Below are 15,145 nucleotides of genomic sequence, written 5' to 3' on the forward strand. Positions count from 1 at the left end.
ACCGTCAGCGGGTTGTGGGACCTGATCGGCAGGCTCGTCGACATCTTCCAGCCAGACGAATGCGCCAACTACTTCAAATCATGCGGCTATGAACCGGAATGAACGGAAACCGCTCTAATGCTGACCGTTGTCTGTCGGAAACTGCTGGTCGTGGAGATGAGAAGAGGACGTGTCTTGATTCAGCACCCGTATTGAGGCGTTCCTCGGTCGCCGATGGGAAGTTTCATCCTGCAGTGGCCTTTGGATTTGCGAGAGCGGCAAGCCACTTACTTCCAGTGAAAGCAGAATGGTTAGTGATTGGTGGGGCGCAGGACCTGCATCGAGACGTTGACTCATGGTCGACGTACGTTGGACCGGGCGGCGAGGCCTAGCCTTCTCGACTGAGCAGTGGCGATGCCAATCGCAGTTTAGTCACGTCCAACCTTCAAACATTGGGGTCGGTTAAAGAGCTGCGACAAGGGCCCCTTCTGGGCTCTATGCCCCGGGATTGGCAACAAGGCTCACATCGTCAAGACGGATGGGCGCCTTCGGGGCCAACCAGAATACAAGTTGCCTTGCCGGACATTCGGCATCGACCATGAAGTCCGCGCTCCACATGCCCTGCTTGCCATCTACGGGCTTTCCCGAAACCGCCGTGCTCAGGTCGGGCTTGCAGGCAAGCGAAACACTGAGCCCGGCAGCCTGCGCCGACGCGGTTTGCGGCGTTTGCCAGGTCAGACGATAGCGGCCCGGCTTGAGCACGACGAGCTGGCGAATGATCGGCAGCGTGACGACCGCCGTCACTTCAAGCGCAAGATTGCGGTGGCCGGCCCCGTCATCGAGCAGCGCAATGGCGGCGTCGCCGCGGTTGGAAAGCTGCCAGTCAAAACCCGTAGTCGGCTTCATCGTATCGAACTGTTCGAAGCTCCCGTCATAGACGAGTGAGCTCGAGGTTTCACAATTGAGGCGCCAGACGTCCTGCGCGACATCAAGCTGGTTCAACTTTATGAGCGACTGGGTGATGTTTTCCGTCGCGCCACAATCCCAAACGCCCTTGCCTGCGACCCGCATGATATCGACCCGCTGCAGGATCTGGTCGGCGGGCAGATCGTTTACATCGCTGACCAACTCGCGGGCCCAGATCGGCGTCAACTTCAGGCGGTCGGCCAGTGCAGCCCGCCCTTCAGGCGTCGATGCAACCGCCGTGATGAAGCGATCGCGGTTCTCGTCGGTTGGTGCCTGTCGAAGCAGGGCATCGAGCCGCTCGGCTGCAACCTTGTAGTCCCCATCCTGAAGCGCCTGATCCAGCCAGTAGATCTGGGTCATCGAATCGCGCCAGCCGAGTTGTCCCGAAACCCGGAAGGCGGCGTGCGCTTCGGCAAGATGCTGCGAATAGAGTTGCGCCTGCCCCAGGATCGAGATCGCCTGCGCGGAGATCGGATCGGAAATCACGGCCCGGCGGGCATAGCCGATAGCCCTTTGCGGACCGCGCTGGACAAACGCCAGAATGGCTTTGGCGCGGGCTGCACCGGTGTCGTAGGGCCAGCCGACGTAGCTGGGCGAGTTGGGAAACTCCCGGCTTTCGCGGTCCGTGCCGCTCAGCAGGGCTGCAACGACCAGGCCCAGGAGGCCCAGCACCATGACAGCCCTGCGGATTCGCCCGGCTACGCTCAGGGCAATCACGTCCGGCATCGATCAGTTCGCCGAGGTGTTGCTGTACTGGTAGTAGTTGTAGCCGTAATATTCCGAGTAACGGTTCCCCATGTCGGTCGGATCGAAATTCGTCAGCACCGCACCGAGGACATTCGTCCGCATGTTGCGCAGGCGGCGCAGCGAGGCCTTGAGCGATCCGCGGCGGCTGCGATCGGACTGAATGACGATCACCACGCCGTCCACGAGTGCGGCCATGAGCGGGGAGTCCGCGAGACCGAGCACCGGCGGGCTGTCGAGCAGCACGAGGTCGAAGCGCGCGGTGAGTTCCTCGAGCAGCTGGGTCATGCGGCTGGAGCTCAGCAGCTCGGTCGGGCTCGGCGGGATCGGGCCGGATGTGATCACCTTGAGGGTATCGAGATCGGTGTCGCGCAGGGCCTCATCGACTGTGCTCTGGCTGGTCAGAATGCTCGAAACACCGCAGCTGTTTTCTGCGTTGAGCATCGGGATGGCGCGATGCAGAGCCGGACGGCGCAGGTCGAGGTCAAGCAGCACGACGCTGCGTCCAAGCCGCGCCATGCCCCGCGCGATCGCGATGCTGGTGGTCGACTTGCCTTCCGATGGCTGCGAGCTGGTGACCAGCATCGTCTTTGGAAGGCCGGTCGCTGTGGAGTACAGCAGGGCGCTGCGAAGCGAGTTGTACCCTTCGCTGATGGGGGACTTGGGGTCCTCCATCGCCACATCGATGTCGCTGTCCGCAGCAAGCGGGATGACGCCGAGGAGCGCCATCTGCAGCTTGCCTTCGACGTCTTCCGGCACCTTGACCGAGTCATCAAGCTGGGTCCGCAGGTAGATGAAGACGGCCGCAAAGCCGAACCCGAGAACGAGCGAGATCAGCAGGTTGCGCAGGAGGTTCGGCGAGCTCGGGCGGATCGGCGCGATCGCCGGATCGATGATCGAGATGTTGCTCGCGCTGATGCCGGCCGCTGCGTTGAGTTCCTTGTAGCGCTGCAGCAGACCTTCATAGACGGTACGGTTCGTGTCTGCCTCGCGTTCGAGCAGGCGGTACTGAACCAGCTGATCCTGTTCTGCGAGCGACGAGCTCTTGAGCTCGGCGACCTGCTGCTTGAGGCTCTGCTCCGCCTCCACAGCGGCGTCAAACTGCTGCTTGACTGAGGCGCGGATGCTGCGCGCAACATTCTGGATCTGCGCATCGATCACGCCGACCTGCGCCTTGAGCTGCTGGACCGCCGGATAATCTTCAAGGTGGTTTGCGCGCTGCCGTTCCAGATCGGCCATGTTCCGAGCGCGTTCGGCCAGAAGGGACGCAATCGCCGGGTTCGCCAACACGTCAGGCGAATTGAGTGCGCTTCCGCTGTTCATGAGGTGCCAGCGGCCTTCCGCAGCGATGCGGGCCGCCTGCGCCTGGTTGGCGGCGGAGTTGAGTTCGAGCAGACTTGTGGTGGTTACCGAGCTGCCGACGCGGCCGCCCTGGCTCATCACGTTATTGGCATCGCGATCGCGAATGAGGCCGGCCTGACGGGCGTAGGCGTTGAGATCACGCTCCGAACGCTCGAGCTTCGCGCGCGCTTCGGAAAGCTGCCCGGAAATGAACTCGCGCGCATATGTCGAACTGTCGAAACGCCGCTGCAGGTTGGTCTGGATGAATTCCGAGGCAAACGCATTGGCGATCTGGGCTGCCATTTCGGGCTGAGTGCTGATGAAGCTGACCGTTGCCAGTCGCGTGTTGCGCGGTAGATCCACATCGCGGGCCTGCTCGATCGTACGGATCGTGAGATCGTCAAGCTCGGCGCGTGTTAGGTCACCGGTCGGCTGGCGCACACCCATGGCATCATAGAACTTGGCGTTGCCGACCAGGCGCAATTTCTGAGCCACGCGTTCGGCAAGCGCCCTGCTCTTCAGAATGTCGACCTGGGTGCGCAGGAAGCGGTCGGTATCGGTTGAATTGACGATCGGATCCTGCGTCGTGTCGTCCTGCTTCCCGAGGATCTGCGCAGACTGGTCGTTGATCTGCAGCGTCGTTACCGAAGTATAGCGCGGCGTTTGCAGCATCGTCACGACAACTGCCAGCGCCAGCATCGCAGCGACAATGATGCCGATGATGAGCAGGTTTGCCCTGATGATGGCGATGAGTTCGCGGATGTTGAAGGAAGGTTCGCCATCGAGATAGGCATCGGACTCCCTGTAAGCGCCGTAGCCGCCATTGGCAGCGATCTGCTCGGGAGCGAGGACTGTTTCGGTCTGGCCGGAAACTGGGGTGATCTGCTGCACGATACCGCCGAGGTTAGAATCGAGTGAAAACGTTGAAGATGGGAGCTGCCTGCAGCAGGTCGCGATAGATCGACTTTGCCTGCGAGAAGCCTACGACGACCACGTCGCCGCCCAGAATCTGGGGATCGGGATCCTGACCCGCACGAATGCGGGCAACGTCGAACCGGGCCGCCATGCGCTGGTTGTTGAGCGTCCGGAAGACCACGACCTGATCAAGCTTCGCGATCCGCGTCGGGCTCTGCGCCAGTGCGATCGCGCCGAGCAGGGTCGTTTGATTGTCGACCGGATAGCTACCCGCCCGCATCACCTGACCTTCGACCGTGACCGTCTGGCCCGGCTGTTCGATGACGTTGAGCGTCACTTCGGGATCGCGCAGGAACCGCGTTCCCAGCTTTGTCGCGATCAGGGTAGAGGCCTGCGCCGGTGTCAATGTTGCAACATGAACCGGTCCCGCCAGCGGAACCTGAATGAACCCGGCATCGTCGACCGGGAGCCTCTGGAATGTCAGATCAGGCTCACCAAACACCGAGAGCGACACGACGTCGCCTGGGTTGATCAGGTATTGGGTCGGGGCGACCGCCTTGTCGATCGCCGGGATAAGCGCATAGGCCGCATCCCTTGCGGGAAGCGCGTCATAGAGCTGCGACGAGCAGGCTGAAAGGCTTGCACTGGCCAGCAGCATGAAGATGGCCGCGGATTTCTTCACAATTACCTATGCCCCTTGGCGAGAACGAGATCTGAACAATTGAAACGATGCCAGCATACTTGGCCCAGCGCAACATCCGATGAGAGCGCGAAAATCCTGCGCATCATTGCCGGCTACGCTGCGATGCAGCAGGCTCGAGCAGCAGCGCTACCGCAACTGCGGTAAGCGCAGCAAGCGACATGCTGCGCATCGGATAGTCCACAACTGCGTGAAGCGCTTCAATCAGCAGGAACCCGATGGCAAACAGCACCTGCGCGCGCCGCGATGCAGACGCATCAGACTTGCGCGCCGACATGATGGCTCGCACGATCAGATAGCCGATGATCAACAGGATCGCGCCAAGGACGATCATCCCCGGCAGGCCAGCCTCAAGCACCCATTCGAGCCAATCGTTGTGCGCGCGAACTGGCCGGGTGGTGTCGACGACTTCAAGCCGCTCGGCAGCCTCCAGCATTGGAACAATGGTGCCGATGCCGCTGCCGAAGGGCCAAACCTGACCAATCGCGTACCACGTATCGGCCCAGAGGTCCCAGCGGGCCTCACGGACAAGCGAAAACCTTGCGACGACCTTCTGGACGGACTGCAATTGCATCAGCAGCCCGCCACTGACGACCAGGACGCCCAGCGAACCGGCAAGCCCGTAGAGCATGGTCGAGCGCTTGCGCAGCATCGGCCACAGCATGAGCAGGATGAAGGCTAGGGCGATTGTCGACAGCGTAATCCCCGTGCGCGAGCCGGTCATGAATTGGCCGACAAGGAGGCCGATGATGACCAGTACAAGCACGGTCCAGGTCAACCCGTGATTGCGGCCGTCGCCCAGCCGCGCAGTCGCCAAGACGCCCGTCGCCAGCATCGCTGCGAGCAGGATGTCCGCCTGCGCGTTCCGGTTGGCCTGAAAACCGACGAGGAAGCCTTCGCTGAACTGGTTGTAGAGCGACCATTCAAGCCCGGCGGTTCGCGACAATTGCAGCACGCCGACGGCGAGAGACAGGACGGCGACCCCGACAATCACGCTGCACAGCCAGTTGCGACCGCGCAGGGAAAGGCGGCTGACTTGCAGCATCAGCAAGACCGGACAGATCGTTGCGAGCAGCGAGGCAAACGTGCGCGCCGGAGACATCGTCAGCGGCATCCACGACTTGTCAGCCTGAATCAGCGCGAGCGACTGGGTTTCGATTGCACGGCCCGGGAGCGCCTGCCAGGTCGATGGGGGCAGCGGCACGAGCTGGAGGATCGGGACCACCAGGACAAGGCCGGCAAGGAGCATCGCGGGCACTTGCACAGGGCCAAGGCCGCGCTGCCAGCTGGAGCTGGTGACAAGCGGAATGAGGATCAGGGCGGTGAGCACCTGAAGTACCATTTCCGTCTGCGGATTGACTGTGCCGCCGCCGCCAAGAACCATAGCGAGGCCGACGAGAGCCATGCAGAGCGCAGTTCCGGGAAGCGGCCGCGAACTGAGAGGGGGAAGCTTGTCCGGGCTTCTGCTCGACGACGTGCGGGTATCATCCCGACGTGTATCGCCAGATCCCTTGATTGCCTGCGCGCCCGACATATCAGTGCCTCCCTGGCAGACGGTCTAGGATTCGCGCCATATAAGGGCAACTCCTAATGCCGGACCTCGTAGTCCTGACATTGGACACCCGATCGCGGCATAGGGGTAACGCGTCAGCGGCACTTGCAAGAAGGGCTCGCAAGTCGATACCGCGAGCCCTTCCAGTACATTGATCAGCGTGGAGCGATTAGCCGCCGTTGCTGTCGCTCGACTTGGTCGCTTCGTAGATGGCGAAGCCGACGGCGCCGCCAGCCAGCAGGCCGAGGCCGATATCTTCACCGGTCACTTCGCGCGATTCACGCTTTGCCGGGGCAGTGGTGCGAACGGCCTTGAGCCGCTTCACGGAAACAACGCCCGGAGTGGCCGCAGCGGCGCGGACCGGCTCAGCGTTTGCGGCCGTGCCAGCGAGAACTACGCCAAGCGTAGCGGCACCAGCGATGGCGATCTTGAACATGCTCATAGTCCCACACTCCAATAACTTTACGGAAATACGCTTAGTACGCTTTAGTGATTCGATCAACCCGAATGTTGCATCGCATGCGCATTGTTGCTGCGACTGCGAAGGACGAAAAATGCTGCGGGTTGAAGCACATCGAATCCGAACATGCTGCAAACTCGCAACCGCAAACGCTTCAGCGCACCGCAGGAACGGCTCGCCTCAAAACGCACGATCGTGAACCAGAACGTTGACGGTAGCAAAAATGATGCGGATATCGCGGATGGCCGTCCAGCCATCGAGATACTCGAGGTCTGCCTGCAGACGGCTGCTCAGATCAGCCTCCGAATCGGTCGCCCCACGCAGGCCGCGAATCTGGGCAAGGCCTGTCAGACCCGGCTTCAGCGAGTGGCGCAACAGATAGCGCGGGTCGACTTCCCAGAACCGCTTCTGGCCGGCAAGCGATCCGATCGCATGCGGGCGTGGCCCGACAATGCTCATGTCACCCCGCAGCACGTTGAGCAGTTGCGGTAGCTCGTCGATGCTGGTCTTGCGGATAAACCGGCCGATGCGCGTGATGCGGTCATCGTCGCGGCTGGCCGAACGGGCTCCCGTCGCATCGAGCTTCTCGACGCGCATGGAGCGGAACTTGTAAATCCAGAACAGGCGGTTGTTACGGCCCTGGCGCTGCTGCATGAAGAACACCGGGCCGCGGTCCTCCAGCCAGATCATCAACGCGACGACCAGCAGCAAGGGCGCCAGCGCAATCGTAGCGCTACCGGCGATCGCAAGATCCATCGCGCGCTTGACGCCCCGTGCCCTGAGGCCAAGCGGCCCCACCGACACGACGAGCGAGCCGAACCCGTGGCCGAACCCGGCACCGAGCACGCCCAGCTCCTTCACTTCAGGATCGACGATTTCACCGCAGATGTTCGAGCCCTTGAATACCATCGCCCAATCCTTCCGGCGTTCCGGCGGGCAGGTCACGATCACCCGGTCCATGTTCGTCATGAACATGCCAAGCCTGTCGAGCATGTGCGGATCACTGCGATCGGGCCGCAGGCGATGCTCGCGCGAGTCGATATGCCAGGCATGCGGAACGCGCACCGGGCTTCCGCCATCGTCGATCACCAGCACGTTCTGCGCTGTCGGGCCGCAGCCGGAGCGGATGATCGGCTGTGCGACCGCTCGCGCCCAGGCCATGCCGCCGGCAATGACGAACAGGCTAGCCACCGTGGATACGCGCGAAAACTGTTCGCTCGACTTGGTGAAGAACGCGATGAAGATCATCATCGTCAGCGCCATGGCCATGGCCATCATCGAACGCGATTGGCTGTACCGCAGCGAAGTGAGTGCCTGGATCGTATAGGCCCGCGTCATGAGCGCCGCGCCCCAATAGAGAGGCACATAGAGCTCGATCTGCTGGACGGTCTGCGGGTCGTTCGCATGACCTATGTAGAGCAGGCTGACGAGCAATGAGGCGCCGACGATCACCAGACCGTCGATCAGCAAAAGCAGCAGATAAGCTTGGAGGCGGCGCTTCTCGAGCGACGGCGCCAGCGGCAACTTGAGCTGGCGCTTCACGCCGGATGGCCCATCGCCCCCCGAACCGGTGGGCGACGCGACAGTATCTCTGTCTCGCTGCAACGTCGTCATCGCTAAAGCACCTTTTTGAACCGCTTGAAATCAGCGTTCCGGTTGTGCGACCCGGACGACAAAAGTTCTTATAAGCAGATGCCTCGGTATCGGTAGGAATGCTGCGTTGCAATACGTACAGCGTTATCGGCCAAAAACAAGCGAGTCGGTGTGATCGCCGTCACAACCGGTCTGACAGGAGCGGCAACTCGTCGGAATGGTCAGCGGGCCGCTGCGCGTGCTATTTCAGCAAGACCTTGAGATAAAACAATTTCGCCATTGCGGTTGTCCGCGAGGATTTGGCGGTGCAGGTTCATCAGCCGTTCAACGAGTCGTCCCAGCTTGCGTCCGCGCCAACGCCGAAGTTGCTGCGCCAGATCGGGTTTGTCCCGAAAGAATACACGCCGCGCAGCCATTTCCTGCTCAAGAAACGCGTTAACATCGCCGCGACCCCGCATTCGCCCGGCAAGTTGCGCGAGCTGTGCGGCACGGCGCTCGAATGCAAGAAGCAAGCCGACGGGATTGAGTCCAAGCTCCTGCATGCGCGCCAATTCAGAAGAAAGGCGCGCAATGTCTCCTGCAAGTACGGTATTGACCAGGGGCATGAAGCTGTCGTCTTCGCTGACTGCAGCGATGGCATCAAGCGCGGCGGTATCGGCCCGCCGTGGCGACTCGGGGCTCGCGTCGAGATAGAGCGCGAGCTTCTCGATCTCTCCGCGTGCCATACGCGTGTCGAGCGCCGCGCCACGGGCAATGCGCTCCGCCAGTTCGTCGGTCAGCAGCAGGCCAACCGGATCCGCCATTTCGCGGACCGCGAGCGTGACCGAGCGGAGATCCGGCGGATGGAACATGGTGACAAGTGCGTCAGGCCGATCGACGAGCAGCTTGGCGATGCGTGACTTGTCGGTTGCCGAAGTGGCGAGGATGAACACCGGCCAGCCCTTGATCGGGCTGGCAAGCAGGGTCTCGACCGCATCATGAATTTCATCGCCCGAGCAGCGGACATGGATCTGGCGCTTGTCGCCGAACAGCGACACTGACCGCGCCTCGTCTGCCAGCCGCACCGGATCCCGCCGCAGGTCCGCACCGGCCAGCTCGATCCGCTCAAACTGGCCTTGCTGCGCGGCAATGTGCGCGGAAAGGCGCGCTGCTGCATCTGCCGCGCCGGCTTCATCAGGACCACAGAAATAGAAGACTGTTGCGTCCGCAGCGGCACGCGCAATCTGGCCGGCGAAGTTCTTCTGGGTCGCCTTCACGGCGCGCTCAGCCTGCCTTGCGCAGTTTCGTGGCGACGCGGGTCACGATCTGGTCGGCCACCTCGTGGCTCAGGTTCTCGAGCGCGGTCTGCTCTGCCGCGATCACCGCATATTCGCTCGAGACGATGTCGATGCCCGCGTCGGCACCTGCAGTTGCGTCCAGCACGATCTCACCGCTAGCCAGATCAACGAGCTGATACCGCGCACGCAAGGTGCGCCGCTCGCGGGTCACCGCATCGTTCGAGAGCAGGCCGAGGCCCTGCAGTTGTTCGTCAAGGCGAACATCAAGCCGGTAGCGCGGTGCGCCCTGCGCACCGGCACCGAGCCGGTCGACCAGAGCGGCTCGCACGAGCCATCCCGCCTTGCCCTCGATCGATGTCACGTCGACGCCGGCCAGCGCCTGCGCAACTTTGCCGCTGCCGCCGCCTGCGTACATCGGCTGAAGACCGCAACCGGCCAGCAGCGCCAATGGCGCAAGGGCGGCGAGGAGGACTTTACGCGACAAGGTTCACCAGCCGATCGGGCACCACGATCACCTTCTTCACTTCCGCCCCGTCCAGCGCACGCTGCACTTTGTCCGAGGCGAGAGCAAGCCGTTCGAGTTCTTCCCGCGCGGTTCCCTTTGCAACCGTCAACGTGTCGCGCAGCTTGCCCTTGACCTGCACGGCGACCGTCACTTCATCATCGACCAGCAGCGCCGGATCGACTGCGGGCCAGGCGGCATCGGAAACCAACCCCTCGCCCAGCGCGGCATGAGCTTCCTCGGCAAGGTGCGGCATCATTGGCGCAACCAACAGAAGCAGCGTGTGGATCGCTGCGGTTCGGTCGGCGGAGGGCGCGGCCTTCTCGGTCGCGCCGGTCAGTTCGTAGATGCGCGCCACGGCCTTGTTGAAGCCAAGTGCCTCGATGTCCTGCGCTACGGCATGGACGGTCTGGTGCGTCTTGCGCCGCAGTGCGAGGTCCTCACCTGTCGCTGCCGCATCCGCTGCACCGAACAGGCGCCACAGCCGCTGCACAAAGCGCCAGCAGCCTTCGATGCCCGCTTCCGACCAAGGCAGGTCGCGCTCGGGCGGACTGTCCGACAGCATGAACCAGCGAATCGCGTCGGCGCCATACTTCGCGACGATCTCGTCGGGATCGACCACGTTCTTCTTGGACTTCGACATCTTGATCACGCGGCCGATTTCGACCGGCGCGCCATCCGCCTTGAGCGTTGCGCTTTCCGCCGTGCGCTCGACTTCACCTGGCGAGAAGAACACGGGCTGGCCGTTCTCGGGATTGCGCCGTTCGTAGGTTTCGTGCGTCACCATGCCCTGCGTGAACAGGCTGGCAAAGGGCTCCTTCACCTCCAGCTTGCCGATCCGCGCCAGCGCCCGGGTCCAGAAGCGGGCGTAGAGCAGGTGCAGGATCGCGTGCTCGATCCCGCCGATGTACTGCTCCACCGGCAGCCACTTCCTGATCGCCTCCGCATCGAACGGCGCATCACCCGGCTGGCTGGCAAAGCGCAGGAAGTACCAAGACGAATCGACGAAGGTATCGAGTGTATCGGTCTCGCGCCGCGCCGGGTGGCCGCATTGCGGGCAATCGACATGCTTCCAGGTCGGGTGGCGGTCGAGCGGGTTACCGGGCACGTCGAAGGTGACGTCCTCGGGAAGCACGACCGGCAGATGCTTCTTGGGCACCGGCACCACGCCGCAGATCTCGCAGTGGATGAACGGAATCGGCGTGCCCCAGTAGCGCTGGCGCGAGACGCCCCAGTCGCGCAGCCGCCACACGGTCTTGCCTTCGCCCCAACCTTCAGCCTCGGCGCGGGCGATCACGGCGGCCTTGGCTGCGGTCACGTCCATGCCGTCGAGAAAGCGCGAATTCACGAGCTTGCCGGGGCCGGTGTAGGCCTCGTTGCCCTCGAACACGGGATCGGTCTTGTCGCCATCGGCGACGACACGGGTGACCGGCAGGCCGTACTTGCGGGCGAAGTCGATATCGCGCTGATCGTGCGCGGGGCAGCCGAATACCGCGCCCGTGCCATAGTCCATCAGCACGAAGTTCGCGATATAGACCGGCAGCGTCCAGCCACTGTCGAGGGGATGCAGCACCTCGAAGCCGGTGTCGAAGCCCAGCTTCTCTGCCGTTTCCAGCTCGGCGGCGGTGGTGCCGCCCTGCTTGCACTTCGCGATGAAGGCCGCTGCCTCGGGCGAATCCTTGGCAATCGCCTGCGCGATGGGGTGATCTGCAGCGATGGCAACGAAGCTTGCGCCAAACAGCGTGTCCGGCCGAGTCGAATAGACCTCGATGTCCTCGGCCAGCGGGGCTACCGGCTTGAAGCGGAACTGCAGGCCCTGCGACTTGCCGATCCAGTTCTCCTGCATCGTGCGGACCTTTTCAGGCCACTTGTCGAGACCGGAGAGCCCCTCAAGCAGTTCGTCGGCGAACTCGGTGATCTTGAGGAACCACTGGCTCAGCTTGCGCTTCTCGACCAGCGCGCCGGAGCGCCAGCCACGTCCGTCGATCACCTGCTCGTTGGCAAGCACGGTCATGTCGACCGGATCCCAGTTCACGGTCGATTCCTTGCGGGTGACGAGGCCCGCCGCATAGAGATCGAGGAACAGCGCCTGTTCGTGCCCGTAGTATTCCGGCTCGCAGGTCGCCAGTTCGCGGCTCCAGTCGAGCGCGAAGCCGAGGCGCTTCAGCTGGGCCTTCATGTTGGCGATGTTGGCGCGGGTCCATCCGCCGGGATGGACGCCCTTTTCCATAGCCGCGTTCTCGGCCGGCATGCCGAAGGCGTCCCACCCCATCGGATGGAGCACCTCGAACCCGCGCATGCGCTTGTAGCGCGCGAGCACGTCGCCCATCGTGTAGTTGCGCACGTGGCCGATGTGGATGCGCCCCGAAGGATATGGGAACATCTCCAGCACGTAGCTGCGCGGCTTTGGCGAGGTGTCGTCAGCCCGGAAGGTCTGGCGCTCGTCCCACGCACGCTGCCAGCGCAGATCGGCGGTGGCAGGATCGAAGCGGACGGGTTCTGGGCGAACGGATTCTGAGCGATCGGCAGTCATGCCGCCCCCTCTAGGGAGCGGCGCGAAGCCGTGCAACTGTCAGGCGAGGGTAAACCCGCCCGGAATTCAGCCCTGGACCAGCGTCTGCCGCCGCAGATCGCGCGCTTTGGTGAGGATGATGTCTTCCAGCTTCTGGACAGTTGCGGCCTGGACGGGGGCATCGACCCAGTTTCCGGCCTGGCTCACCTGGCGGCTGGCGGCGATCCGCAGCGCATCCGCGCGCAGATCCTGGTCGAGGATCGAGACGGTGAGCTTCATCCGCTCGTTCGGGTTGCGCGGATTGGCGTACCAGTCCGTCACCACCACGCCGCCGTTGCTGTCGGTCTGCACGAGCGGCATGAACGACAGCGTCTCTAGCGTGGCGCGCCACAGGTAGGCGTTGACGCCGATCGTCGTCACCTTGCTGGCCGCGAGGTCCAGCTTGGGGCGCGGCTTTCCGCCACATCCCGCCACGAGGCCGGTTGCGGCGATGACGAGCAGGCCGGTTGCGATACCCCGGACGAGCGAAGAAGAAATGCGGGGGCGTGTCGTCACGTGCATACTGTCCTTGCTGGCGGGCGCCTGCGCGGCCTCGCCGTGCGTCCTGCCTTGTGAAATCCGCGCCTTTGCGACGCCTTGCCGCTGGCGCTCTATCACCCCCGCGCTGCGCGCCGCAAGGGCAATGCAATGAATGGTGAATTGCGGCTTATGCTAGTATGAACGAGCAGGCCACGGTTATCGGCAAAGCGATGACCTGTGGGCCAGGTGCAACAGGTTTGCCAAGACACGCTGCCGGCGCACCAGAAAATCGTTGTCCTACTGGAAATTATCCTCAGGGCACCGTATGTCCAACTTACAGAGCGCGCGTTCAGATTCGCTGGTGTGGCGATTTGCGTGCCTCGGTAACGGGAAAGTCCAGGCTGGCCATGGGTGGCAAGACGATCAAGGGAGCCAAATCGCACGGAGTTTTCCGTGTGCGCGTGCTGCCGTTGGTCGGGTGCGCGCTGCTCGGCATGGTTGCGGCGCCCGCGCTTGGCAGCGCCTTGACTGGCGGCTTCGTCTCTTCACCGGTGAGCCTTTCGGCGCGCGGCGGAATCGGCTCGTTCACGCCAGCGTCGGTTGATCCCAAGCTCGTTTCGGAAATCACTGCGCAGATCCAGGGACGTACTCCCGGTCATAGCCGGCTGTTCCGCTTCACCCCCGCCGGGATGGAAAATCGTCCTGATCGCGCGGTGACGGTGGCGGTGCGCGTCAATGAAATCGGCTCGCAGAACCTCGTCGTTCGCACTTCGATGCCTGCAGGGGCGAGCGCACCCGGCGCTGCGCCGATTCGGATCGCGCCGATGGTCTACAATCTCGGTCTTGCCCGCGGCTATCAGAGCTTCGCGGCAGCACCGGGTGTCTCGCGTGAGAACGCGCGGCTCGATATCCAGCGTCTGGACATGCCTGACCTGCGCGCCATCGGCCGCAAGGACAATTTCATCACGCCTTCGTCCGGCGTTTCGTCGCGGCTTGCCCCGCGGATCGAACTCGATACGCGTGACCATGTCGGCCACACGCCGCGGACGTTCGAGAGCCAGAACGATTATCAGGTCGATCTGGGCGGAAGCTATCGCCTGACGCGCAACCTCGATGTTACCGCCGGCGTGCGTTACTCGCCCGAGCGTGATCGGCTTCGTCCGCTGACCGATGGCAAGAAGGATAGCCAGGCGGTCTACGTCGGAACCCAGTTCCGGTTCTAACCCTTGCCGTTGTGAACCGATGCGGTGCAGTCGTATGCCCGCAGCCTAAGTGCTTGTCGGCCAGCAGCCTTGCGTTTACCCTCCCTGCCATTGACCGGAGAGGGAGAGTACAATGACGCGCGTTGCTGTGGTTACCGGGGGTACTCGGGGTATCGGTGAAGCCATTTCCCTCGCGCTGCAGGCGCAGGGCCGCACGGTTGTTGCCAACTATGCAGGCAATGAGGAAAAGGCGCGCGCGTTCACGGAGCGGACCGGGATCAAGGCCTATCGCTTTGACGTGGGCGATCATGAAGCGACGCTCGAAATGTGCGCGCAGATCGCTGCTGAGGTTGGTCCGATCGACATCGTGGTCAACAATGCCGGCATCACGCGCGACGGCGTGCTCCACAGGATGACTTTCGACGACTGGAACGAGGTGATGCGCATCAACCTCGGCGGATGCTTCAACATGGCCAAGGCCACGTTCCCCGGCATGCGCGAGCGCGGCTGGGGCCGCATCGTCAACATCGGCTCGATCAACGGCCAGGCGGGTCAGTATGGCCAAGTCAACTACGCCGCTGCCAAGTCCGGCATCCACGGCTTCACCAAGGCCCTGGCGCAGGAAGGCGCCAAGTACGGCGTGACCGTGAACGCCATCGCGCCGGGCTATATCGATACCGATATGGTCGCGGCAGTGCCCGCGCCGGTGCTGGAGAAGATCGTCGCCAAGATCCCGGTCGGCCGCCTCGGCCAGGCTGATGAGATCGCGCGCGGCGTTGCTTTCCTGACCTCGGAGGACGGCGCGTTCGTCACCGGCTCGACGATGAGCATCAATGGCGGCCAGCACATGTATTGATCGGTGATTGCCCCGCCCCTTCTTGGG

At 63.1% G+C, this 15,145-nt stretch carries 12 protein-coding genes and 1 pseudogene; 3 read left to right on the forward strand and 10 right to left on the reverse strand.

Annotation, left to right across the window (positions count from 1 at the left end):
- Positions 1-102, forward strand: a pseudogene (locus Q0071_RS05355) (IS630 family transposase); the annotation flags it as partial.
- A gap of 372 nt (positions 103-474) precedes the next feature.
- On the opposite strand, the gene Q0071_RS05360 reads toward Q0071_RS05355, so the two are convergent.
- From Q0071_RS05360 to Q0071_RS05405, 10 genes are all read right to left on the reverse strand, one after another.
- Positions 475-1,620 (reverse strand): hypothetical protein, encoded by a 1,146-nt coding sequence (locus Q0071_RS05360; RefSeq protein WP_298166107.1) that lies wholly within the window; start codon positions 1,618-1,620, stop codon positions 475-477.
- Positions 1,621-1,674: 54 nt separating this feature from the next.
- Positions 1,675-3,921, reverse strand: a complete 2,247-nt coding sequence (locus Q0071_RS05365) for a polysaccharide biosynthesis tyrosine autokinase (protein ID WP_298166109.1) — start codon at positions 3,919-3,921, stop codon at positions 1,675-1,677.
- A gap of 13 nt (positions 3,922-3,934) precedes the next feature.
- Positions 3,935-4,603, reverse strand: coding sequence for a polysaccharide biosynthesis/export family protein (locus Q0071_RS05370; RefSeq protein WP_298166111.1), 669 nt, complete (start codon positions 4,601-4,603; stop codon positions 3,935-3,937).
- A gap of 127 nt (positions 4,604-4,730) precedes the next feature.
- Positions 4,731-6,050: an O-antigen ligase family protein gene (locus tag Q0071_RS05375; protein WP_298166112.1), complete on the reverse strand. Its 1,320-nt coding sequence runs from the start codon at positions 6,048-6,050 to the stop codon at positions 4,731-4,733.
- A gap of 316 nt (positions 6,051-6,366) precedes the next feature.
- Positions 6,367-6,633, reverse strand: a complete 267-nt coding sequence (locus tag Q0071_RS05380; protein ID WP_298166114.1) for a hypothetical protein — start codon at positions 6,631-6,633, stop codon at positions 6,367-6,369.
- 204 nt (positions 6,634-6,837) lie between these two features.
- On the reverse strand, positions 6,838-8,271 hold the full coding sequence (locus tag Q0071_RS05385; protein ID WP_298166115.1) for a sugar transferase: 1,434 nt from the start codon (positions 8,269-8,271) through the stop codon (positions 6,838-6,840).
- 200 nt (positions 8,272-8,471) lie between these two features.
- Entirely contained in the window at positions 8,472-9,506 is a 1,035-nt protein-coding gene (gene holA / locus Q0071_RS05390; RefSeq protein ID WP_298166117.1) for a DNA polymerase III subunit delta, read from the reverse strand.
- A 7-nt stretch (positions 9,507-9,513) separates the two neighbouring features.
- A complete protein-coding gene (gene lptE / locus Q0071_RS05395; protein WP_298166158.1) occupies positions 9,514-9,942 on the reverse strand; it encodes an LPS assembly lipoprotein LptE in 429 nt (142 codons plus the stop codon).
- Positions 9,943-10,000: 58 nt separating this feature from the next.
- A complete protein-coding gene (gene leuS / locus Q0071_RS05400) occupies positions 10,001-12,562 on the reverse strand; it encodes a leucine--tRNA ligase (protein ID WP_298166119.1) in 2,562 nt (853 codons plus the stop codon).
- A 66-nt stretch (positions 12,563-12,628) separates the two neighbouring features.
- Positions 12,629-13,102 carry a DUF3576 domain-containing protein gene (locus tag Q0071_RS05405; RefSeq protein ID WP_298166160.1) on the reverse strand — a complete coding sequence of 158 codons (474 nt, stop codon included), beginning with the start codon at positions 13,100-13,102 and terminating at the stop codon, positions 12,629-12,631.
- A 365-nt stretch (positions 13,103-13,467) separates the two neighbouring features.
- Here Q0071_RS05405 and Q0071_RS05410 point away from each other — a divergent pair, with 365 nt between their 5' ends.
- Both Q0071_RS05410 and phbB read left to right on the forward strand, forming a co-directional pair.
- Positions 13,468-14,283: a hypothetical protein gene (locus Q0071_RS05410; RefSeq protein WP_298166121.1), complete on the forward strand. Its 816-nt coding sequence runs from the start codon at positions 13,468-13,470 to the stop codon at positions 14,281-14,283.
- A gap of 112 nt (positions 14,284-14,395) precedes the next feature.
- A complete protein-coding gene (gene phbB, locus Q0071_RS05415; RefSeq protein WP_298166123.1) occupies positions 14,396-15,118 on the forward strand; it encodes an acetoacetyl-CoA reductase in 723 nt (240 codons plus the stop codon).
- Positions 15,119-15,145 lie beyond the last annotated feature (27 nt).

It is taken from the genome of Novosphingobium sp. (assembly GCF_027486195.1).
Lineage (GTDB): Bacteria > Pseudomonadota > Alphaproteobacteria > Sphingomonadales > Sphingomonadaceae > Novosphingobium.

Bases quoted from the DNA above. Each gene is read 5' to 3' on its own strand.
- Q0071_RS05380 (WP_298166114.1), bottom strand. From the start codon at position 6,633: ATGTTCAAGATCGCCATCGCTGGTGCCGCTACGCTTGGCGTAGTTCTC.
- Q0071_RS05360 (WP_298166107.1), bottom strand. From the start codon at position 1,620: ATGGTGCTGGGCCTCCTGGGCCTGGTCGTTGCAGCCCTGCTGAGCGGC.
- leuS (WP_298166119.1), bottom strand. From the start codon at position 12,562: ATGACTGCCGATCGCTCAGAATCCGTTCGCCCAGAACCCGTCCGCTTC.
- lptE (WP_298166158.1), bottom strand. From the start codon at position 9,942: ATGTACGCAGGCGGCGGCAGCGGCAAAGTTGCGCAGGCGCTGGCCGGC.
- Q0071_RS05410 (WP_298166121.1), top strand. From the start codon at position 13,468: ATGGGTGGCAAGACGATCAAGGGAGCCAAATCGCACGGAGTTTTCCGT.
- phbB (WP_298166123.1), top strand. From the start codon at position 14,396: ATGACGCGCGTTGCTGTGGTTACCGGGGGTACTCGGGGTATCGGTGAA.
- Q0071_RS05370 (WP_298166111.1), bottom strand. From the start codon at position 4,603: ATGCTGCTGGCCAGTGCAAGCCTTTCAGCCTGCTCGTCGCAGCTCTAT.
- Q0071_RS05405 (WP_298166160.1), bottom strand. From the start codon at position 13,102: ATGCACGTGACGACACGCCCCCGCATTTCTTCTTCGCTCGTCCGGGGT.
- Q0071_RS05385 (WP_298166115.1), bottom strand. From the start codon at position 8,271: ATGACGACGTTGCAGCGAGACAGAGATACTGTCGCGTCGCCCACCGGT.
- Q0071_RS05375 (WP_298166112.1), bottom strand. From the start codon at position 6,050: ATGGCTCTCGTCGGCCTCGCTATGGTTCTTGGCGGCGGCGGCACAGTC.